Here is a 23,082-nt window from a genome sequence, read left to right on the forward strand (position 1 = left end):
ATTTATGTGTGGAATTGTAGGTTATCTTGGATTTCGTGATGCGTATCCGGTTTTAATAAAAGGATTAAAAAGATTAGAATACCGAGGCTATGACAGCGCCGGCGTTGCAATATTTGACGGAACTGATATTCAACTTTCTAAAACAAAAGGAAAAGTTTCAGACCTAGAGGCACGCGCCAATATTGAAATCAAAAATAACGGCACCATGGGTTTGGGCCATACACGTTGGGCAACTCATGGTGTACCAAACGATGTAAACTCTCATCCACATTATTCAAATTCAGGTAATTTAATAATGATTCATAATGGTATTATTGAAAACTACCAGTCGTTAAAAAAAGAATTAATCAAAAGAGGTTATACTTTCAAATCAGATACAGACACCGAAGTTTTAGTTAACCTTATTGAAGATATACAAATCAAAGAAAAACATAAACTTGGCAAAGCTGTTCAAATAGCACTTAACCAGGTGGTTGGCGCTTATGCTATAGCTGTTTTTGACAAAACCAAACCCAATGAAATTGTAGTTGCCAAATTGGGAAGCCCTCTGGCCATTGGTGTTGGAGAAAATGAATTTTTTATAGCCAGTGATGCCTCTCCGTTTATAGAATACACCAAAAATGCCATTTATCTTGAAGACGAGGAAATGGCCATCATTAGACGCGAAAAAGGTATCAAGGTTAGAAAAATAGTAGACGATTCCTTGATAGATCCTTACATTCAAGAACTTCAACTCAATCTAGAGCAAATTGAAAAAGGTGGCTTTGAGCACTTTATGCTAAAGGAAATTTATGAGCAACCCGAAGCCATTCTCGACACTTTTAGAGGAAGACTAAAAGCAGACGAAGCCATCATAAAAATGGCCGGTGTTGAAGACAATATGAAACGATTTCTCAATGCCGACAGAATCATTGTTGTAGCATGCGGAACTTCCTGGCATGCAGGATTGGTTTCAGAATATATTTTTGAAGATTTAGCCAGAATTCCTGTTGAGGTTGAATACGCCTCTGAGTTTAGATACCGCAACCCGGTTATTACAGATAAAGATATTGTAATTGCAATATCGCAGTCTGGTGAAACAGCCGATACACTGGCAGCCATAAAACTGGCCAAAAGTAAAGGTGCATTCGTGTTTGGTGTTTGCAATGTTGTGGGATCATCGATAGCCAGAGAAACTCACACCGGTGCCTATACACATGCCGGACCCGAGATTGGTGTGGCGTCAACAAAAGCATTTACCACACAAATTACCGTGTTAACATTAATGGCGTTAAGACTGGCCAGAGCCAAAGGAACCATCACCAGTTCAGAATTTAGACATCATCTAATAGAATTGGAACTTATTCCTGATAAAGTTAGAGAAGTATTAGAATCTAACGAGTATATCAAAGAAATTGCCGCTTCGTATAAAGACTCTAAAAATTTCCTTTATTTAGGTCGTGGTTACAATTTTCCTGTAGCTTTAGAAGGTGCGTTAAAACTAAAAGAAATCTCTTACATTCATGCAGAAGGCTATCCTGCCGCCGAAATGAAACACGGCCCTATTGCGCTGATTGATGAATTTATGCCGGTAGTTGTTATTGCTACAAATAAAGGTCACTACGATAAAATAGTTAGTAACATCCAAGAAATTAAATCAAGAAACGGTAAAATCATAGCTGTAGTTACCAAAGGTGATGTGGATGTTAGAAATATTGCTGACCATGTAATTGAAGTTCCCGAAACTATGGAAGCACTAACCCCCATGTTAACTACAATTCCGCTTCAACTATTGTCCTATCACATTGCGGTTATGCTTGGGAAAAATGTTGATCAACCCCGAAATTTGGCAAAGGCCGTTACCGTAGAATGATATTATTTTATTGAATTTTATTGTTAGATTCTAAAATTTTGAATCTCAAAATGGCGATTTCTTAATTTTAGTATATAATTTTTATACTTTTAACAATGTGTTAATAGATTATTATTATATTGCTAACGTTTAATTAACATTCCCTAATTTATGAACACGAAAACAATTGTAAAGCTTTTTGCATTACTTGTTGCTACCGTTTCGTATGGTCAAACCACTGTAAAAGGTACTGTTACCGATAATAGCGGGCAACCCATACCAGGCGCTAACATAGTAGTAGCAGGCACAACAACCGGTGCCATTTCAGATTTTGATGGAAACTTCATTTTGAATTACGCTCAAGATCCTCCTTTTTTGGTAGAGGTAACCAGTGTAGGATTTCAACCTGCCAGGCAAGAAGTGACTCAAAAAAACCAAATCTTAAATTTTATTTTAGTAGAAGGAACCGAGTTAGATGAAGTTGTAATTTCTGCCTCCAGAACACCTGAAAGAATTTTTGAATCTCCGGTAACTGTTGAAAGATTTGGTATCAAAGAAATCAAGAACACCGCTTCATCCGACTTCTATGATGGTCTTGAAAATTTAAAAGGCGTTGACATTAACACCAACAGTTTAACTTTTAAATCCATCAATACAAGAGGTTTCGCCACCTTTGCCAACACCAGATTTATGCAATTGGTAGATGGTATGGACAACGCTGCTCCGGCACTTAACTTTCCGCTAGGGAACTTGTTGGGTATGACAGAAACCGATGTACAAAGTGTAGAAATACTGCCTGGTGCAGCTTCTGCGCTGTACGGTGCTAACGCATTTAACGGTATTTTGTTTATGCAAAGTAAAAACCCCTTTGATTTTGGCGGTATCAGCGCCTACATCAAACAGGGTATAACCTCGCAAGAAGCAGCCGGAGATAACTCTTATACCGACTTTGGTATTAGAATGGCGCACAAATTTAGCGAGCATTTTGCCGCCAAAGTTAACTTTGGATGGCTTAAAGGAACCGATTGGCATGCCACCAGTGAAGAAGATAAATTGAACCGAGGTTTAACTAGGTCTGACCCTAATTATGACGGTATAAATATTTACGGTGATGACTTTGGTGTAAACATAAGAGCGGCTTCTGGTGGACTTGGTGTTATTCCCGATGTAGAGGTTAGCAGAACTGGATACGCTGAACAAGATCTAACCAACTATAATGCCGAGAGTATTAAGGCAGACTGGGGTTTGTATTTTAGACCTTGGGCTAATGATTTCGAAATTCAATACGTAGGTAAAGTAGGTTCTGGTAATACCATTTACCAGGGTGCCAACCGCTATAACATAGCCGGTTTCTTCCTTCAACAACACAAGATTGAAGTTAAAAATAACAACTTCTTTGTTCGCGCTTATCTAAACGAGGACAAAGCAGGAGATTCATACGATATGGTATTTACCGGTATCAACATTAACCGCCAGTGGAAACCAGACCAACAATGGTTTGGCGAATACATTCAAACCTTTGCAGCAGCTACCTTTGGCGGTGCTACCGAAACTCAGGCACATGCAGCGGCAAGAGCACAAGCCGATACAGGCAGATTAATACCTGGTACTCCGGAGTTCCAGGCTGCTTTTAATCAGGTTACTAACGATCCTGATTTATTAACCGGGTCTAAATTTCAAGACAATTCTAAGTTTTATCACGTAGACTATAATTACAATTTTAGCCACCTGATTGACTTTGCCGAAATTCAAGTTGGTGGATCATTTAGAGAATACGTGCTTAACTCATTTGGAACCATATATACCGACAATGATGGACCAATTGACTATTCAGAATTGGGGGTGTATACGCAAATTCAAAAGCGATTAGACCTAAGTGATAATGTTGCGCTAAAACTTACCGGTTCTATTCGTTATGACAAATCAGAGCTATTTGATGGCTTCTTCTCTCCTCGACTTTCGGCTGGTTTCACCATCAACGACAACCATAACATTAGAGCGTCTTTCCAAACAGGTTTCAGAAACCCAACAACCCAGGATTTATTTATTGGGTTGGATGTAGGTCGAGCCATTCTTGTGGGTGGTGCTAGTAACAATCCTGAAAGAGATATTAGAAACTACGATTTAAGTCCGGCAGGTACCGCCATTACAGGTCAGTCTAATATTGCTTTTAGTGGATTAGGCGCTTATACCAATTCATTTTTTCTCTCTTCTGTACAAGCCTTTGGAGCTTCGACAAATCCGGCCGACTTAGAAGTTGCCAATTCAAATTTTGTGAAACCGGAACAAGTAACTTCGTTTGAAGTTGGTTATCGTGGTAAGTTAGATAATATAATCGTTGACGCTTCTGCTTACTACAACCAGTATCAGGACTTCTTAGCAAATGAAACAGTAATTGCACCATTCTATGGCGACGTTGCTTTAACGCAAACATTACCTAATGGTACACCTTTGGCCATAGCTGCAATAGCAAACAGAGATTTTCAAGCTTTTCAAACCTATACCAATTCTGACGCTGAGGTTAAATCATACGGAGCCGCTGTTGGTGTTAGTACAAAAATCTTCAAAAACTACGATTTAGGTGTTAATTATACCTACGCCAAATTAGATTTCGATAGAGAAAATAATCCGGACTTCCGTACAAGTTTTAACACACCAGAGCATAGAGTAAAAGCTAGTTTTGGCAATACAGATTTGTTTAAAAACTTCGGATTTAATGTGGCCTGGAGATGGAGTGATGCTTTCTTCTGGGAAGCGTCATTTGGTGATGGCGATGTCCCTGCGTTCCATGTAATAGATGCGCAGGTAAATTACAGAATTCCTTCGCTAAAATCGACTATAAAGGTTGGTGCCACTAACCTGTTACAAGATGAGTACTTCACCGCTTTTGGTACCGGTTTTATAGGTTCTCAATACTATGTTTCATTAACCATTAACAACTTATAAAAAAATTGAATATCATGTTTAAAGTAAAATATATCTGGCTGTTACTCATTTTTATAGGTTTAACAGCATGTAGTAATGACGACGACTCAGGTGAACCAATAGTAACCTTGCCCGATTTAACCGCGGGAGAAGCAAATTTCTCAAACTTTGTAACGCTTGGAAATTCTCTTACTGCAGGATTTCAAGATAACGCACTCTTTATAGCGAGTCAAAATAACTCATTTCCAAATACGCTAGCCGAAAAATTTGCGCTTGTTGGTGGTGGCAACTTTAGACAACCACTTATGAACGACAACTTTGGTGGTATAGCTATTGGCGGGCAGCGAATTTTGCAACCCAGATTAGTTTTTGGCGGTGCCGGCCCGGTACCATTAGAATCTATTATTGGTCCAGTAACCGTTACTACCGATTTAGCCGTGAATAACCCAACCGGACCTTTCAATAATATGGGAGTTCCGGGAGCAAAAAGTTTTCATTTGGCTGCTCCTGGCTACGGTAATATTGCCGGTGTTGCTATGGGAGCCGCTAATCCTTATTTCGTTAGAATGGCTTCCAGCCCAAATAGCACAGTAATCGCCGATGCAGTTGGCCAAAATCCAACATTTTTCAGTCTTTGGATAGGTAATAATGATGTGCTTGGATTTGCCACCTCAGGTGGTTCTGGCGTAAGTCAGCAAGGAAATTTAAATCCGGCAACTTACGGCGGTAACGATATCACCGATAGTAATGTTTTTGCAAGTGTTTACTCCCAATACATCGCTGCTTTAACGGCCAATGGCGCCAAAGGTGTAGTAGCTAACATTCCTGATGTTACTACCATTCCCTATTTTACAACAGTACCACATAACCCAATACCTTTGGATGCCAATACCGCCGCGGCAGTTAATAATGCTTATGCACCATATAACGGTGGCTTATTACAAGCCGAACAATTCGGATTAATAAGTGCAGATGAAAGAGCAGCGAGAACCATCAATTTTACAGCCTCTAGCCGTAATGCAGTAGTAATTGTAGATGAAGATCTCACAAACTTAGGTGGTCTTGGTCTACCAAACTTCAGACAAGCAACAGCAAATGATTTGGTAGTGCTTCCGGCGGCAAGTTTTATTGGCACTTTAGCAGACCCTAACAACCCTCTATCTGTTAACGGAGTGGCCGTTCCACTGGCAGATCGATGGGTCTTAACTCCTAATGAGCAACAATTAGTGGCAACTGCTACTCAAAATTTTAATACCACCATTAGTAATATTGCTCAGCAAAACAATTTGGCGCTTGTAGATGCCAATGCACTGCTTACACAACTTTCGCAAGGCGGCATTGCTTCAGGTAATTTTATACTTAATGCCAGTTTGGTTACCGGTGGTGCTTTTTCTTTAGATGGTGTTCACCCAAACTCCAGAGGTTACGCCTTAATAGCTAACGAGTTTATGAAAGCCATTGACCTGGCCTACGGTTCAAATTTTGAAGCATCGGGTAATTTAGTTAATGTAGGAGATTTCCCTACAAACTATTCGCCATTGTTACAATAAAACTCAGTGTAAAATACAAGTATAAAACACCTCTATTCCAGAGGTGTTTTTTTATGTTTCAAAAAAATAAAAAACACTTTATTATAAACTAAAAACTGCTATCTTTGCAGCGCGAAATCCAGACGGGTTTTGTTTAATTAATTAGCATAATAATAAACAAATAAGTAATGTCTAAACTTACAGGTAAAGTTGCCCAAATTGTAGGTCCGGTAATTGATGTTGAATTTGCTTCCGGTACTGATCTTCCAAAAATTTACGATTCTTTAGAAATAAAAAAAGCCGATGGCTCTTTATTGGTTTTGGAAGTACAATCTCACATTGGTGAAGATACTGTTAGAACCATTGCCATGGATTCGTCTGACGGTTTAAGCAGAGGTACAGAAGTGATTGCCACCGGTGCTCCTATTCAAATGCCTATTGGTCAAGAAGTGTACGGAAGATTATTCAATGTAATTGGAGACGCTATTGATGGCCTTGGAAATTTACCCAAAGCAGGTGAAAACGGTTTACCAATTCACAGAGAAGCACCAAAATTTGAGGATTTATCAACTTCTACCGAAGTGTTGTTTACAGGTATTAAAGTAATCGACTTAATTGAGCCATACGCAAAAGGTGGTAAAATTGGTTTATTTGGTGGTGCCGGCGTAGGTAAAACAGTATTGATTCAGGAATTAATCAACAACATCGCCAAAGGTCACGGTGGCTTATCGGTTTTTGCCGGTGTAGGTGAACGTACTCGTGAAGGAAACGATTTAATGCGCGAGATGTTAGAATCAGGCATTATAAAATACGGTGAAGAATTCATGCACTCTATGGAAGAAGGTGGATGGGATTTGACCAAAGTAGATAAGGAATTAATGAAAGAATCTAAGGCAACTTTCGTATTCGGACAGATGAACGAACCTCCAGGAGCACGTGCGCGTGTAGCCTTGTCAGGTTTAACAATTGCCGAATATTTCCGTGATGGTGCCGGTGAAGGTCAGGGAAAAGACGTACTGTTTTTCGTAGATAATATCTTTAGATTTACTCAGGCAGGATCTGAAGTATCTGCACTTCTTGGACGTATGCCTTCTGCGGTGGGTTATCAACCAACTTTAGCAACCGAAATGGGTGCCATGCAAGAGCGTATTACCTCAACAAAACGCGGTTCTATTACATCTGTACAAGCGGTGTATGTACCTGCAGATGACTTAACAGACCCAGCTCCTGCTACAACATTTGCCCACTTAGATGCTACAACCGTATTATCTCGTAAAATTGCCGAGTTAGGTATTTATCCGGCCGTAGATCCATTGGATTCTACATCGAGAATTTTAACGGCCGATATTTTAGGTGCCGAACATTATAACTGCGCACAACGCGTAAAAGAATTATTACAACGCTACAAGCAATTACAAGATATCATTGCCATTTTGGGGATGGAAGAATTATCTGAAGAAGATAAACTGGCCGTATCAAGAGCACGTAGAGTGCAGCGTTTCTTATCGCAGCCATTCCACGTAGCAGAACAATTTACCGGTATTCCAGGAGTATTGGTTGACATTAAAGAAACCATCAAAGGTTTTAACATGATTATGGATGGTGAGTTAGATCACCTGCCGGAAGCAGCCTTTAACTTAAAAGGAACTATTGAAGAAGCCATCGAAGCCGGCGAAAAAATGTTGGCTGAAAACTAAAATTAGCAGTTGTTAAATTAAGCTTATGAATTTAGAAATCGTTTCACCAGAAGCCACCTTGTTTAACGGAGAAGTAACCTCGGTTGCAGTACCCGGATTAAACGGCGAATTTGAGATGCTTAATAATCACGCACCGGTGGTGTCAATTTTAAAAAGCGGATACGTTAAAATAAAAGGTGACATTCAGCTTGATCAAGTAAATCAAGGAAAATTTATTAAAAAAGATAAATGCTACTGGCTCGAAATCAATTCCGGAACAATAGAAATGAAAAATAACAAAGTCATTGTTCTGGCAGAATAAAAACTTAGGTATCATAAATAAAAAATGCGAAGTAAATACTTCGCATTTTTTATTTAAACTGTTCATGTTCAGCCATAAAATTGAATATATTAGCGTTTTAGAGTAAAGTGAGATCTAAATAACCTTGGCAAGTCATCTTCACCAAAATACCTAACTTCAAACCAGTAGTCGTTAGTTGGCATTAACTCGCCATTATACATGCCATCCCAACCGGAAAGCGCCGGGTTAACAACTTTTAGAATTTTACCATATCGATCAAAAATACTAATGGTTGCATTGGGTTGGTCTCTCAAACAGGCAATGTTCCAAACATCATTAAACCCATCACCGTTAGGCGTAAAAAATTTTGGGTATACTAAAATAAGGAAAGTTGTTATGGCGGTATTACTACAGCCTGAAGTTTCCCTAACTGCAATAAAATGATCCTCACAACCTGAAATTCGCGTGAAAACCGGTTCTTGTACCCATGTTTCGTTATCTAATTTGTATTCATAATTTCCTGTACCACCACTAACCACAACTCTAACGCTTTGATTATCATCAAACGGTGCCGAAATAACTTCGACTTCTACAAATAGTTCAGCAATGGGTAAAACCTCAATGGTAAGCGTTGTTTCAATCGAACACTGGTTGGCATCTGGTGCAAATGTATAAGTCGTCGTTTCTGTATTATTAAAATCAGGAAACCAAGAACCGCTAATGCCATTATTAGAAACTATAGGTAAAAGACCGTTTGATGATTGTCCTTGGCAAATATCATCAACCTCATTAAAGACTGGAATAATAGGATCTGATACAGTAATTTCTAAGGTAGCCGTAGTTGTACAACCCTGATTTGGATTTGGTGTAAAGGTATAAATAGTGGTAGCAGTGTTGTTTAACTCGGGCGACCAGGTCCCTGATATACCATTATTTGAAATGGTAGGAAGCGCCTCTAAAAATTCTCCGGGGCAAATGGTAGCAACAGAATCAAAAACCGGAGCAATGCTAGGAATAACTACAATGGTTAATTCAACCTCAACAGCACACTCATCGGCATTTGGCGTAAATGTATAAGTAGTAGTTTGGGTATTATTTAATTGGGGCGACCAGCTACCCGAAATACCATTTAACGAAGTAACAGGCAGTGCCGCTATAGCAGCGCCTTCGCAAATAGGTGACACAGGATTAAAAACAGGGTCTTCAACCGGAAATACAGATAACGTAAATTCTTCAACGGTGGTGTCTCCACAAATATCACTTATGGTTACTGTGTACGTGGTGGTGGTGGTTGGAGAAAATTCAGGATTTGCAATGTTGGGATTACTAATTCCCGTTGTTGGAGTCCATGAGTAAGAATCACCACTCGGAATCGTGGCATCAATTACTTTTGAAGATCCCAAACAAATAAAATCGTCTTGAAGTTGCAGATTATCTACAAACGAAATACTGTTAAAGCAAACCTCATGAACATTAGTTAATCCGCCTGTAGAACCTACAAAGCCAAAAAACACGGTATCGTCACCAGAAAAAATAGTTGATTTTACGTCTTGGTTCAAAGTTAAACGCAAAACACAATCAAAATAAACCATTAAAGTATTGCTAGCGGCTAGCCACTCTATCTTTATTTCATGAAAGTTTCCATCTTCAATATTTAAACTTGTAGCACTCGCTTGAATAGGTCCAGATAAATTATTCACACTATTATTGTGATTTGGATCTCCGTTTTTCATGATAGAAATGTGGTCCCAGGCAGGATCTCCTAAATCGGTATTCTGGTAAGTGTCAAATTCTATAATCAAAGATGGTGATATTCCTGCATATGCCAATCCTCCACCAGAAAAACCGAGTTGCGGATTAGAATTTCTTTTAAAAACTAAAGCCATACCGTCCGCACCATTGGCATCTAAAAATCCGAAGTTATTTTGATATCTAATGGTAAAATCCGAATCAAAATCAATAGGATTATCATACCAAACACCACCTGTTTGGTCTGGTAAATTTTGAGTAATCGTGTAACAATTATTGCCTTGATCTATGGCATCTCCAATAAGTGTGGCGTTTAATTGCGCCATAGCAGTGTTTGATATAAGCAATACCGCTACAACAAGATTGTAAATTTTAAATTGCAATTTTTATTCTTTTTGCTTAAAAATATAACAAATCCCGCAAATGCCTTTATTATGAGCAAAAAATTAAGTTCAGCCTCTGTTTTACAGCATTGGTTTATTTGATAGGGTCTTCTTCAACAAATTCCAAAATATCTCCTGGCTGACAATCTAATGCCTTGCAAATGGCCTCAAGCGTAGAAAACCTCATGGCCTTGGCTTTTCCGGTTTTTAAAATGGAGAGATTTGCGGTTGTAATACCAACTATTTCAGCCAATTCATTACTTTTCATGTCTCGTTTGGCGAGCATTAGGTCTAGATTTACTACAATCGGCATACTTATATGGTTAAATCGTTTTCGGTTTGAATCTTTCTTCCTTTATCCAGAACTTTGGAAAAAAGTATAAAAAACAAACCCAAAATCATGAGCATTATATATAAACCTTTAGAATCAATATTCAAATAAACTTGGTGACTAAGATCATTTAAAAGAACCCGATTAACAATTTCGGTTATTGAGGTAATTATTCCTAAAATTCCTGCCCCTAAAAATAATTTTCCGGATGTTTCAAAGCAACTTATTAATTTATCATTAAAAAAATCTCTCTTTACTACAATATTGATTTTACTAATAAGAACGAATACTCCAAAAACAAAAGCTAATAAGGCGATAGCTTTAAAAACAAAAATTAGCTTAATATTTAATGAAGGACTCTGGTTAAAATAATTTCCTGTAAATAACACATCAATATTAAAAAACAATCCTAATGTTGATATGAGTAAATTACTTATAATGGCTAAAACCAATAATGAAAAAAGTACTGAAATAATAATTCTAAAAGTTTTCATGTCTATACGGTTAAATCGTTTTCGGTTTGAATTTGAAAACCTTGTTGAAAAATAGCAGCCACAAACAATGCAAAAACCATCAACACTAAATTTGAAAATGAATGAAGAAAAAATGCTTCCAAGAATCCCACTTCAAAAAAAGATAATGCAACGTAAAAATTATAAACGGCTGCAAATAGACTACACCAAGCGAATAAATATAAATACCTCATACTTTGTCGCGTAAACAAAGTCTTTCTTTGAAATGAGTAAAAGAGCAATGCCAACGGAATAAGTAAGGCAAAATAGTTAATTAAGGGTTGAAGACTTAACAATAAAAGGGAAGATTCCTTTTGTAAAAGTCTTGGAAAATAATTAATAGTTAACATTAACACCCCAAACAAACACAAGATAACCAACCAAAACAATACCGCAGAAACAGATTTTTTTCCAAACATTTTTATTTTCATAATACTAAAATTATCGTTTAACGATAACAAATGTAATAAAATTATCGTAAAACAATAATTTTTATACAATTTAATTTCAAACCAATACATTTTTGCTTGTTTAGATTAATTCTATCTTTGCCAAAAAAACAACAACACTTGAGATCACTAATCTTACTTGGTACAGCGCTTATCTTTAATTTTTCTGTCTTAAAAATACAGGCCCAAAATCTACCTTCACAAAGTTTAGATTCTGTCACCATTACCTCAACCCGTATCGATATACCTTTTAAAGAAAACTCCAGAACCATCACTGTCATTACCGCGGCCGATATTAAAAACAGTGCGGCCGTTAACGTCGCCGATCTATTACAACAATTTGCCGGTGTCGACATTAGAAGAAGAGGTACCGGTGGCAGCCAGGCCGATCTGCACATTAGAGGTGGCGGTTTTGATCAAACCTTGCTGTTGATTGACGGCATTAAAATGGACGATTCGCAAACCGGTCATCATACCATGAATGCTGCCTTGCCAATAGAGGTGATTGAACGCATCGAAATAATTAAAGGTCCTGCCGCTCGTATTTTTGGGCAAAATGCCTTTACCGGAGCCATTAATATCGTTACCAAAAACCAGTTGTCTAACACAGTTTCAACCAATATTGAAACCGGATCTTTCGGTCAGTTGAATGCTTCGGTTACTGTGGGTAGTGAGCTTAACAATACATCGCATTTGGTACATGCCGGTAAAGTCACTTCGGATGGTTATCGTATCAATTCAGATTATGATAATTCAAATTATTTCTTAAAAAGTGTATTCAACAAAAACAATCAGCCCATTGAAATGATTGCCACCTTTTTTGATCGGAAATTTGGAGCTCAGAACTTCTACACCACCAATCCCACTTTTTTTGAATACGAAGAAACCCAGAATAGTCTTGTTGCTTTCACCACCAAGTTCCAGTCAGAAAAACTAAAAATTCAACCCAGAGTTTACTGGAAACGAAACCAAGATATGTTCTTGTTAAGACGTGACGACCCCACATTTTTTAGAAACTTTCACATCACCCATAAAGTTGGTGCCGAAGCCAATGCTTCTTATACTTCAACAGCAGGTGTTACAGGTTTTGGGGTAGATCTATCGCACATATCAATTAGCAGTAACAATTTAGGTGAACGCAAGAGGTTTATGGCTAATATTTTTGTAGAACATCTGTTCAAATTGGCCAACGACAAACTTGACATCACGCCGGGAGTGGCTTTAACCTATTTTTCGGATTTCAACTTTCATGCATTTCCTGGTATCGACGTCGGATTTCAAATTACCAAAGACTTAAGAACCTACGGAAACCTTGGTTATACCTATCGCATCCCAACCTACACCGATTTGTTTTACAGCGATCCCGCAACGCAGGGCAATCCTGATCTTGAACCCGAAGAAGCTTTTGCGCAGGAAATTGGAATTAAATATGTAACTCCTATATTTTCGGTGTCGTTAGCTGTTTTTAACCGCGATGCTACTAATCTCATCGATTATATTAGACCTAATGTAGACGACGCTGTTTTTACGGCCACCAACATCACCGAGGTCAATACCAAAGGTTTCGAATTTGATGCGGCCTACAATTTTAAATTAAAAGGTTTTACACAAAGTATCAATTTTGGTTATGCCTATTTAGACGATAATATTCTGGATCAAAATGAAGATTTATCCAGATACTCACTTAACACACTCAGACACCAATATACCACAAGATTTAGCTCACAATTATCTAAAAATGTGCGCCAAAACATTGTTTATAAATACGCCGAACGTACCACAGGACAAACTTATAATGTTTGGGATGCTTCTGTGTTTTTTCAGTTAAAAAATGTAGAGTTAAGCATTACCGCCAGCAATATTTTTGATGCCGACTACATTGAAACCGGCTTTGTGCCCATGCCTCCCAGTAATGTACTTTTCGGGTTACGATATAATTTTAAGTAAATTTATAAGACACAATTTTATACAATTTGGTAACCTTTTCTTAACTTTGTTTGCTTAACTTTAATTTTTTAAAAGTTGAATCTACAAGAAATTCCTCGCGTTAAAACGCTTAGTAAAGAGGCGTTTATAAAGCAATATTTTAAGCCACAAAAACCGGTGGTAATTGAGCGCTTTATTGAAGATTGGCCTGCCTACTCTAAATGGAATTTAGATTATATGAAAGAAGTGGCCGGTGAAATAACCGTTCCGCTTTACGACGACAGACCTGTAGATTACAAAGATGGTTTTAACGAACCCCACGCCAAAATGAAAATGGCCGATTACGTTGACTTACTTAAAGCCGAGCCAACCAAATATCGTATTTTTCTCTGGAACATTTTAAAAGAAGTCCCGCAACTTCAAAAAGATTTTTCGTTTCCCGATTTCGGGCTTAAACTAATGAAAGGTTTACCCATGCTGTTTTTTGGCGGCAAAGACTCCTACACTTTTATGCACTACGATATTGATTTGGCCAATATTTTCCATTTTCACTTTGAAGGTAAAAAGCAGTGTCTGTTGTTTGACCAAAAACAAAATAAGCATCTGTACAAAGTGCCACATTCATTAATAACCAGAGAAGACATAGATTTTGCCAATCCCGATTACAGCAAATGGCCGGCACTTAAAAAGGCTCAAGGTTGGATTTGCGAGTTAAATCACGGCGAGGTACTCTACATGCCCGAAGGCTATTGGCATTACATGCGGTATATCACTCCGGGATTTTCAATGAGTTTAAGAGCCATCGCCAGAAATCCTAAAAATCTTTCCAAAGCCATTTATAACATTTTTGTAATGCGAAATGTTGATAACCTAATGAGAAGGCTTAAAGGTCAGCATTGGATTGACTGGAAAAACAACCGCGCCATTATTAACACCAACAAAAATTTGATTAATTCATAACGCATTAATTAAGCTGTTATAACACAATTGTAGGCATCTCTTCGGTAAAACATTTATAATTCTTTTATATTTGTTGCTATAATTTTGCATATGCTTATAGCAGTACTGTCAGGTTTTATTTTTGCGTTGGTATTGGTTTTTACCGGCAAGTACTTTAAAAAAAAGTATGCGCTCTGGTCGGCCTTATTACCGCTGGGTTTGTTTGTTTACTTTCTTCAATTTGTTGGCAGAATAGGCAATGGCGAAATTATAAGCACACAATACAACTGGATTCCTTCACTCAATGTTAATTTGGGTTTTACCCTGGATGGCGTTTCGTTGATATTTTCATTAATGATTACAGGTATTGGCTTTTTAGTGTATGCCTATACAGCTGCATACCTAAAAGGGCATGTATTTTTAGATCGATTTTACGGCTACCTCAGTATTTTTATGGCAGCCATGCTGGGCTTGGTGTTGTCTGATAATGTTTTGTCATTATTCATATTCTGGGAATTAACCTCTATTAGCTCATTTTTTCTGATTGGGTTTAACAACAATAAACAATCTTCAAGACAGTCGGCTATGGTGGCGCTCGCCATTACGGGTCTTGGCGGTTTGTTACTGCTAACCGGTGCACTAATTCTTGCAAATGTAAGTGGCACCTACAGTATTGCAGAAATGTTGAGCTCTAGAGACATCATTGCCAATAGTCCGCATTACATCATTATTGTGCTGCTTATCTTTGGCGCAGCATTTACCAAATCGGCCCAGTTCCCATTTCATTTTTGGTTACCCGGTGCCATGAAAGCACCCACACCTGTATCAACCTATCTGCATTCGGCTACCATGGTAAAAGCCGGAATTTATTTATTATTACGTTTTACACCTGTTTTAGGCGACACGCCGCTGTGGCAAACCAGTCTTATCATTGTTGGTGCGGTGACGATGTTATACGCTGCCATTCACACCTTATTTAGAACCGACTTAAAAGGCATTTTAGCATATTCTACCATAGCCGCTTTGGGTATTTTGGTTTTTTTGATTGGACTTGGAACACCCGACGCCTTATTGGCTGCATGTGTTTTTATTCTGGTACATTCTTTATATAAAGGCTGCTTATTCCTGGTTACCGGAATTATAGACCACGAAACCGGCACCAGAAATACTGCTGTTTTAAGTGGCTTACGCAAAGTAATGCTGCCGGTTGCCATTGCAGGTATTCTGGCTGCTATATCTAATGCCGGGATTCCGCCTAGTTTTGGCTTTTTAGGTAAAGACCTTATTTACGAATCTACTTTACATTTTGGCAGCTGGGCCATGGTTCTAACAGCCATTGCTGTTATTACCAATATTTTATTGTTATATGCCGGATTTGTTGCAGGTGTAAAACCCTTTACGGGTAGTTTGCCACAGCAATTTGAAAAGGTTCATACACCAAGTTACTTACTGTATGTACCACCTTTAATTTTAGCAGTTGGTGGTATATTAATTGGGTTATTCCCAATTATTATAGAAGGCGCACTTATTAAACCTGCTGTTACTGCTCTTGGTGCCAATAGTAGTGAAGTTCATTTAAAGCTATGGCATGGCTTTAATACCATTCTGGCTTTAAGCGGCACAACTATTGCCATTGGCTTGTTATTGTACTTTTTGCTGAAACCTTCGGAAAAACTTGAAAAACTAGCGCAACGTTTTGAATTTATCTCACCCCAAAATATTATAGAATCCGTTGCTTATGCTTTTGGTTACTTTTCGATTTACTGGTCTAAGATCGTCCAAAATGGCTACTTGAGACATTACATTACTACCATCATAGTATTCTTGATAGTTTTGGTGGGTTATACGCTCATCAACCATACTAGTTTTGAAATTGACTACGATTCATTCGAAAGATTAACCGTTTACGAAATTCTTACAGTACTATTATTAATGGTTGGCACCATTTACACCGTTTTTAGCAGGTCGCGCCTTGGTGCCGTTGCGTCGATGGGCGTAGTAGGCTTGGCAATTAGCTTGATATTTGTGTATTACAGTGCGCCTGATTTGGCTATGACACAATTTTCTATTGATACACTAACGGTAATTTTGTTTGTATTAATTCTTTATAAACTTCCCAAATACCTTAACATCTCTAATAATGTAGTTAGAATTAAAGATGGAGTATTATCGCTGACCTTTGGATTATTGATTACTGTATTGGCATTAGAAGTTTTAAGTCAGCCACAAAACACAGAAATTAGTAGCTTTTACGCAGAAAACGCCTATAAGCTGGCCAAGGGAAAAAATGTAGTGAATGTAATTTTAGTAGATTTTAGAGGAATTGATACCTTTATGGAAATTTCGGTATTAACAATTGCCGCTATTGGCGTATTTTCACTTATTAAATTACGATTGGCTAAACGATTCAGAAATAAATAATAGATGAAAACCATAATATTAAAAACCGCTTCTGATTATTTACTGCCTCTGCTGCTATTGTTTTCGGTATTTATTTTACTGCGTGGTCACTATTTACCGGGCGGTGGTTTTGTAGGCGGACTCATCGCTTCTATTGCGTTTGTGTTGCATGCCTTTGCCAACGGCCTTGAAGAGACCAAACATTTGTTACGCATTCATCCCGGTTATTTAATGCCTGTAGGACTTATCATTGCGTTTATTGCTGCCATTTCCCCTATTTTTATTTCTAATTTGCCTTTTATGACCGGCGAATGGTTTGCAGACCCTTTACCCGTAATTGGAATGGTAGGTTCGGCTTTGTTTTTTGATACCGGCGTTTATATTGTTGTGGTTGGTGTGTCGCTAACTATCATTTTCACCATAACTGAATCGGCTTAATTATGGAATTTCTACTGGCAGTGGTTACGGGTTTACTTTATGCGGCAGGATTGTACATGATGCTGCGCCGAAGTTTGGTAAAACTTATTATAGGTTTGATACTTATTGGCAATGGCGCCAACATCCTTATATTTTTGTTGGGCCGCATCACCAAAGGCTTGCCACCAATTATCCCTGAAGAGTCTAAAGTATTTATAGAGGCCTATGCCGACCCGGTTCCGCAAGCACTAATTTTAACTGCTATTGTAATTAGTTTCGGTCTGCAATCTTTTGCCATTGTTTTAATTAAGCGCGCGTTTAAAGTAGTTAGAACAGACGATTTAGATCAAATGAACTCAATTGACCCATATTCATGATTCAGCATATTGTTTTATATCCCATACTTGTACAACTGTTTTTTGCTATTGTCCTGCTCTTTTTCTGGAACAGTGTAAAAGCTCAAAAAAGTATTAGCATTTTTGGCAATATTGTTGCTTTAATTGTATCTGTTTGGCTCTTTATTACCATTTGGCAAGAGGGTACTTTAACCATACAGACCGGCAATTGGGAAGCACCTTTTGGAATTACTTTTGTAGCCGATACCTTTGCTGCAACACTTGTATTACTGACCGCTATTTCAGGATTTGCCGTGTCCATTTTCTCGGTTGGGACTATTTTAAGAGCCCGTTTAAAATTTGGTTTTTTACCCATATTGCACTTTTTGTTACTGGGTTTAAACGGCGCATTTTTAACAGGTGATATTTTTAACCTTTACGTCTGGTTCGAAATTATTATTATTAGTTCGTTTGTATTGATTACTATAGGCGGCGAAAAGAAACAGCTGGAAGGCGCCATCAAGTACTTTACCCTTAATATTTTGGCGTCAATGATTTTCTTAACAGCCATTGCAGTTCTGTATGGTTTGGCAGGCACTTTAAATATGGCCGATTTGGCTATTAAAGTCGCCGAAATCGAAAACCGAGGTCTGGTTGAAATCACTGCCATTTTATTTTTTATTGGTTTTGGTATTAAAGCTGGATTGTTCCCGTTATACTTCTGGCTACCGGCATCGTACCACACACCGCCGCCGGCTGTCATGGCCATTTTTGGCGGCTTACTCACCAAAGTTGGTGTGTATGCTCTTATAAGAGTTTTTACGGTTATTTTTGTCGGCGAAGATTTTCTGGAACTCATAATCTTATCTGTGGCAGGTTTAACCCTGGTATCGGGAGGAATTGGCGCATTGGTACACAATAATATTGTAAAAGTATTTTCATACCTCATCATTTGCCATATTGGTTATATGATTCTCGGACTTGGTCTGTATACCGAGGCAGCTATTGCCGGAGCCATTTTCTACTTAATTCACGATATTGTAGTAAAAACCAACCTCTTTATGATGAGTGGTTTAATATATAGAATTAAAGGCACTTTTAGTATGCGGGATTTGGGCGGACTCTATAACAATAATCCACTCCTGTCGCTCATAATGATTATTCCGTTAATGTCTTTGGTTGGTATTCCGCCATTATCAGGATTTTGGCCCAAGTTGGCCTTAATTACCGAAAGTTTTAATGCCAATAATTACTGGCTTATTGGTGCTGTTTTATTTGCTACCTTTATTACATTATTTGTAATAGCAAGACTTTGGACTGAAGTTTTCTGGAAAGAAGGCCCAAAATTAAAACGAATTGCCAATTTTAGATATTTCAGCCTTCTTAGCAAACATCAAAAAAGACAAATGATTGTACCCATAGTATTTTTGGCTTTTATATCGCTTTATATTGGTTTTGGCGCAGAACATATTCAACGTTTGTCGATAAGAATTGCGCAGGAATTGTTAGACAATCAGGCCTATATTAATGCGGTTTTAAAACCTTAGAATTTAAATGTTATGATGAGCCAGCGTTTTTTAAGCAATATACTCCTCACCTTTGTTTGGGTAGCCCTTACAGGTAGTTTTGTGTTTCTTAACTTCTTATTTGGCTTTATATTGAGTTTTATTATTCTTTGGGTAACTTCTCTGAGCAGCAACGATTCAAAGTACTTTAAAATTTTACCCAAGATTGTATTTTTCTTTTTCTTTTTTTCATACGAGTTAATCAAAGCCAATATTCAGGTGGCATTTGATGTGGTAACACCCAAATTTTACATGAAACCCGGCATTGTAAAAGTACCGCTCGATGCTAAAACCGATATAGAAATTACACTGCTTGCCAACCTTATTTCGCTTACACCGGGAACGCTGAGTCTGGACGTTTCAAGCGATAAAAAAGTACTGTATGTGCATGCCATGTACCTTTCTAACAAAGAAAAATTTATAAAAGATATCAAACAAGGTTTTGAAAAACGCCTGCTGGAAATTTTAAGATGAGTTTATACGATTATCTATATTATATTTTACTACCGGTGCTTTCTGTAGCCATGGTCTTACTCTTTGTAAGGTTTTTACTTGGTCCCAGTATTGCAGACCGCGTGATTGCCTTAGACTTATTAATTACCACAGGTATTGGTATCATTAGTATTTATAGCATTATTACCAACCAGCCTACATTTTTAGATATCGCCATGATTTTGGCACTTATCGCATTTTTAGGCACAGTGGCATTTTCATATTATTTAGAAAAACGTAATAAAAATGAGTGATTTCTTTATAGCAGTTTTTGCAACTTTAGGCGCCGTTTTTGTGCTGCTGGCATCCATTGGTTTGGTGCGTATGCCAGATACCTATTTGCGTATTTCGGTTACTACAAAGGCAGCTACTTTAGGTATAGGCCTTATTTTAATATCGGCGGCATTCTATTTTAAAGAAGCCTCGGTAACCACGCGCGTTATGGCCATTATTTTATTTATTATTTTAACGGCACCTGTAGGCGCTCACTTAATAGGACGAGCCTCTTATTTTATTGGCGTTAAAATGTGGCATAAGTCGGTGATAGACGAGCTGGAAGGCAAATACAAAAAGGTAACACACGAGCTTATGAGCGACGATGAAAATGACACCCATAAGGAGCCTCAAAACGAAAATAGCTCAAAAGACTAAAATATATTATCTTTGTTTTATTGAAACAGTTAGATAATTTTAACCCCTTAACAATACACATTATGAAAAACTTGCTTTTTATAGCCATGCTGGCTTCTGCCTCCTTAGTGTACTCGCAGGCATTTACCGGAAAAGGTGACAATAAATTTCAAATAGGTTTAAACCTTCAAGACAACGCCACCGGTATTAATGCCGCCTACGATTTTGGTGTTGGCGACAATATCTCCTTTGGTTTTGTAGGTACTTATGCCCTTGGTGTAAACGAAAGCATTGATGCCGATTTTGGAGATAGAATAGATGTACGCGCGCGTTTTAATGCCAACATAGGTAATGTTCTGGATATAGACCCTAATTTTGATTTTTATCCCGGACTTAGTTTTGGTTTAAAAAACTTTGGCGGCCATATTGGGGCCAGATACTTTTTTAGTAATGGCTTTGGAATTTATTCTGAAATTGGTACTCCCATTGCCCGATACGACACCGGAACCTTGACCCCGGCCGAAAAAATTCACAACCAGTTCTATTTTAATTTTGGCGCTGTTTTTAATCTGTAGACGTTTATTATAAGGTGGTTTTATTTATATTCTAACTCATATTCCAAGTCACATTTTTTTGAAGTGGAAATGATTTAAGGTCAAATCTATCACTTGTTTTTAGCAAAATAAGTTTTAACGATGTAGAATAATTTGAATTTAATTTCAAAAGACCTTCAAGTTGTATAAGCCGAAACAACATTCCTAATTAAACCGAAGAAACCACAAACACTCTATTTGGTTATGCTTTCTAAAAACAATAACGATTTTTCGAGAGCGAGTTCTCCGTATGCGTCCATGGTAAACTGATACTCGTGCCCGAGATTAAGTTGTTCATCAGTAAAAAACAAAGTATCTACACGTACATTATTTGATTTTAGTGCATTTGAGAATTGTAGGGATTGTTCCAACAACGGGTCTTTATTACCTGCCGAAATAAACACCGGAGGAAAATTGCTGTCAACATAATCAATAACAGCAGCAGTTTTTGCATAAGCATCGTTGGTGATATCCTTTTCCCCAAAATAAGCCCACATAACAGTTCTTAGAAATTTGCCAAAATCACCTTCCATATTTAAATCATTCACATCATAAATACCACAATACAATAGCAACCCTTTTAGTTGCCGGGCATGTATTCCGGGTTTCACTTTAGTTGCTTCTGAATACCTCTTATTGGTAATAACAGCAGCTGCCGAAGCCGCAATCATACTGCCACCCGAGTCGCCTGCTAAAATTATTTTAGACACATCTGCTTTAAACTTGCCCGGGTTGGCCGAAATAAACTTCAGTGCTTTGTTGAGTTGCCTGATAGGTGTAGGATACTTAGCTTCCGGTGCAATGGTGTAATCAATAGATACAACGGTGTATCCTTTAGAGGCAAGTATCTTGCAGTAATTTGCCAAATCGCTTTTTTTACCTGAAATTAATCCACCACCGTGTGTCCAAACTATCACCGGCAGTTGGTCATTAGAAACATCAGCCGGATAATAAACATCTAATAAGGCATCGCTATCATTATCATCGTACGAAATATCTAATTTAGAATTAATATGAGCAGGAACAAATGCTTCGAGTTTCTCATTGGTTTCAACAGCCATTTTATTAAATGAATATCTAATCACCCATACGCCCGGATATGGCGACACATAGAAAAAAGCTGCCAATGTTAACACCAAAACACTTAAAACAATAAGCGTCTTTGTTATCATGTTTTTCATAAGCTAATAATAATGAATTCAATAACAATAGCTAAAGATAACTAATTCATTAAAAATAGGAAACTGGTATGATCAAATAATGGCTATACTAATTAATATAGACTGTGCTTCGCCGTTATCTCAGGGTAGTTTATATCGCGGGAAATGGTTGAAAATACTCAATCCTCTGTCCAACCCCATGGCGGACCGGGATTTTCTACCGCCGTTGTTAAATCAAATGCTACCGTAAATTGTCGGGGCGTATCCACGCGCTTCAAATTATAAGTAAATTCATTGTCTTTCAAACCTATCCACCATACATTAGTAGCGGCCGCAGGAATAAGTGATGCCGTATATGGATCGGCCGGGAACATTTGTAAACCGGCTTTACCGGTATTACTGGCCAAACCGCCGTACATGGTAACAGCATCGCTTGTGCCATCTTCATGTCTATGATCGTGCTTTAATTCTATGAGTCCGTTAGTATAGGTTAACACCCATGTACGCGATTTATCATCACCTACAAAAAAAGGAATTTTAATCACCGTATCACTACAACTGCGCACATGCATTACCAAAGTTTTACCGGCAAACTGTGCATCGTTTTCGGGAGTCATCAATTTGCCTTCAAACGATTGTCCGCAAAGACTTTGTAACTGAGACCAAAATTGTTGTGATGGTAAATTATCTTGAGATTGTGTTGTAAGACAAATTAACAGAATGCTATAAAATGTTAATGTTTTCATTGTAGCGTTATTTGTAACAAGATAGCATAATTTTTTAATGGTAAATACCTTTAAAAGTTAAATACGCGTTGTTTATATGTATTGCTCTTACTGTCAGATTATTGTTATTGTTAGCCGTTTATTGGCAACACAAATTTTTAAAACTTATTTACGGTTTAAATAATAAAGTACTACCCATCCACCAACTCCCGCA

Annotated in this window: 21 protein-coding genes; 15 read left to right on the forward strand and 6 right to left on the reverse strand. The window is 37.8% G+C overall.

All coding sequences use genetic code 11. The annotated features are described in order from the left end of the window. Window positions 1–4 precede the first annotated feature (4 nt). The 5 genes from glmS (at window position 5) to FJ651_RS04145 (ending at window position 8,283) form a co-directional block, all read left to right on the forward strand. Window positions 5–1,852, forward strand: coding sequence for a glutamine--fructose-6-phosphate transaminase (isomerizing) (gene glmS, locus FJ651_RS04125; protein WP_140989150.1), 1,848 nt, complete (start codon window positions 5–7; stop codon window positions 1,850–1,852). A gap of 150 nt (window positions 1,853–2,002) precedes the next feature. Continuing rightward, complete coding sequence (locus FJ651_RS04130; RefSeq protein WP_140989151.1) at window positions 2,003–4,777, forward strand: TonB-dependent receptor; 2,775 nt, start codon at window positions 2,003–2,005, stop codon at window positions 4,775–4,777. Window positions 4,778–4,791: 14 nt separating this feature from the next. Continuing rightward, window positions 4,792–6,306, forward strand: coding sequence for an SGNH/GDSL hydrolase family protein (locus FJ651_RS04135; protein WP_140989152.1), 1,515 nt, complete (start codon window positions 4,792–4,794; stop codon window positions 6,304–6,306). Window positions 6,307–6,473: 167 nt separating this feature from the next. Continuing rightward, on the forward strand, window positions 6,474–7,982 hold the full coding sequence (gene atpD, locus FJ651_RS04140) for a F0F1 ATP synthase subunit beta (RefSeq protein ID WP_140989153.1): 1,509 nt from the start codon (window positions 6,474–6,476) through the stop codon (window positions 7,980–7,982). A 25-nt stretch (window positions 7,983–8,007) separates the two neighbouring features. Further along, a complete protein-coding gene (locus tag FJ651_RS04145) occupies window positions 8,008–8,283 on the forward strand; it encodes a F0F1 ATP synthase subunit epsilon (protein WP_140989154.1) in 276 nt (91 codons plus the stop codon). An 89-nt stretch (window positions 8,284–8,372) separates the two neighbouring features. Here FJ651_RS04145 and FJ651_RS04150 read toward each other — a convergent pair whose 3' ends face one another. The 4 genes from FJ651_RS04150 to FJ651_RS04165 all read right to left on the reverse strand — a co-directional run bounded on the left by FJ651_RS04150 (window position 8,373) and on the right by FJ651_RS04165 (window position 11,668). Beyond that, entirely contained in the window at window positions 8,373–10,394 is a 2,022-nt protein-coding gene (locus FJ651_RS04150) for a lectin-like domain-containing protein (RefSeq protein ID WP_246085303.1), read from the reverse strand. A 94-nt stretch (window positions 10,395–10,488) separates the two neighbouring features. Beyond that, window positions 10,489–10,707: a helix-turn-helix domain-containing protein gene (locus FJ651_RS04155; RefSeq protein ID WP_140989155.1), complete on the reverse strand. Its 219-nt coding sequence runs from the start codon at window positions 10,705–10,707 to the stop codon at window positions 10,489–10,491. Window positions 10,708–10,709: 2 nt separating this feature from the next. Then, window positions 10,710–11,219 (reverse strand): DUF2975 domain-containing protein, encoded by a 510-nt coding sequence (locus FJ651_RS04160; protein ID WP_140989156.1) that lies wholly within the window; start codon window positions 11,217–11,219, stop codon window positions 10,710–10,712. A gap of 2 nt (window positions 11,220–11,221) precedes the next feature. Further along, window positions 11,222–11,668 (reverse strand): DUF2975 domain-containing protein, encoded by a 447-nt coding sequence (locus FJ651_RS04165; RefSeq protein WP_216746077.1) that lies wholly within the window; start codon window positions 11,666–11,668, stop codon window positions 11,222–11,224. A 195-nt stretch (window positions 11,669–11,863) separates the two neighbouring features. Between FJ651_RS04165 and FJ651_RS04170 the strand changes: the two genes are divergently transcribed. The 10 genes from FJ651_RS04170 to FJ651_RS04215 all read left to right on the forward strand — a co-directional run bounded on the left by FJ651_RS04170 (window position 11,864) and on the right by FJ651_RS04215 (window position 20,965). Further along, the gene (locus FJ651_RS04170; protein ID WP_246085321.1) at window positions 11,864–13,633 is read left to right on the forward strand and encodes a TonB-dependent receptor plug domain-containing protein; all 1,770 of its coding nucleotides are present in this window, start codon (window positions 11,864–11,866) and stop codon (window positions 13,631–13,633) included. Window positions 13,634–13,708: 75 nt separating this feature from the next. Beyond that, window positions 13,709–14,572, forward strand: coding sequence for a cupin-like domain-containing protein (locus tag FJ651_RS04175; RefSeq protein WP_140989158.1), 864 nt, complete (start codon window positions 13,709–13,711; stop codon window positions 14,570–14,572). A gap of 90 nt (window positions 14,573–14,662) precedes the next feature. Further along, complete coding sequence (locus tag FJ651_RS04180; RefSeq protein ID WP_140989159.1) at window positions 14,663–16,972, forward strand: putative monovalent cation/H+ antiporter subunit A; 2,310 nt, start codon at window positions 14,663–14,665, stop codon at window positions 16,970–16,972. Window positions 16,973–16,975: 3 nt separating this feature from the next. Beyond that, window positions 16,976–17,389, forward strand: a complete 414-nt coding sequence (locus FJ651_RS04185; RefSeq protein ID WP_140989160.1) for a Na+/H+ antiporter subunit B — start codon at window positions 16,976–16,978, stop codon at window positions 17,387–17,389. A 2-nt stretch (window positions 17,390–17,391) separates the two neighbouring features. Beyond that, the gene (locus FJ651_RS04190) at window positions 17,392–17,745 is read left to right on the forward strand and encodes a Na+/H+ antiporter subunit C (RefSeq protein ID WP_140989161.1); all 354 of its coding nucleotides are present in this window, start codon (window positions 17,392–17,394) and stop codon (window positions 17,743–17,745) included. Continuing rightward, window positions 17,742–19,250: a proton-conducting transporter transmembrane domain-containing protein gene (locus FJ651_RS04195; RefSeq protein ID WP_140989162.1), complete on the forward strand. Its 1,509-nt coding sequence runs from the start codon at window positions 17,742–17,744 to the stop codon at window positions 19,248–19,250. The genes FJ651_RS04190 and FJ651_RS04195 overlap by 4 nt, the downstream gene beginning before the upstream one ends. A 15-nt stretch (window positions 19,251–19,265) precedes the next feature. Further along, window positions 19,266–19,742, forward strand: a complete 477-nt coding sequence (locus tag FJ651_RS04200) for a Na+/H+ antiporter subunit E (RefSeq protein WP_140989592.1) — start codon at window positions 19,266–19,268, stop codon at window positions 19,740–19,742. Continuing rightward, the gene (locus FJ651_RS04205; protein ID WP_140989163.1) at window positions 19,739–20,014 is read left to right on the forward strand and encodes a monovalent cation/H+ antiporter complex subunit F; all 276 of its coding nucleotides are present in this window, start codon (window positions 19,739–19,741) and stop codon (window positions 20,012–20,014) included. Before FJ651_RS04200 ends, FJ651_RS04205 begins: the two co-directional genes overlap by 4 nt. Continuing rightward, window positions 20,007–20,411 carry a monovalent cation/H(+) antiporter subunit G gene (mnhG, locus tag FJ651_RS04210; protein ID WP_140989164.1) on the forward strand — a complete coding sequence of 135 codons (405 nt, stop codon included), beginning with the start codon at window positions 20,007–20,009 and terminating at the stop codon, window positions 20,409–20,411. Before FJ651_RS04205 ends, mnhG begins: the two co-directional genes overlap by 8 nt. Window positions 20,412–20,473: 62 nt before the next feature. Then, complete coding sequence (locus FJ651_RS04215; RefSeq protein WP_140989165.1) at window positions 20,474–20,965, forward strand: DUF6646 family protein; 492 nt, start codon at window positions 20,474–20,476, stop codon at window positions 20,963–20,965. A gap of 212 nt (window positions 20,966–21,177) precedes the next feature. Here the strand turns inward: FJ651_RS04215 and FJ651_RS04220 are convergent, their stop codons facing one another. Both FJ651_RS04220 and FJ651_RS04225 read right to left on the reverse strand, forming a co-directional pair. Next, on the reverse strand, window positions 21,178–22,155 hold the full coding sequence (locus tag FJ651_RS04220; protein WP_216746078.1) for an alpha/beta hydrolase: 978 nt from the start codon (window positions 22,153–22,155) through the stop codon (window positions 21,178–21,180). Window positions 22,156–22,322: 167 nt separating this feature from the next. Then, complete coding sequence (locus FJ651_RS04225; protein ID WP_140989167.1) at window positions 22,323–22,889, reverse strand: hypothetical protein; 567 nt, start codon at window positions 22,887–22,889, stop codon at window positions 22,323–22,325. Between the last annotated feature and the right edge of the window lie 193 nt (window positions 22,890–23,082).

Source organism: Paucihalobacter ruber (assembly GCF_006494535.1).
Classification (GTDB): Bacteria; Bacteroidota; Bacteroidia; order Flavobacteriales; family Flavobacteriaceae; genus Paucihalobacter; species Paucihalobacter ruber.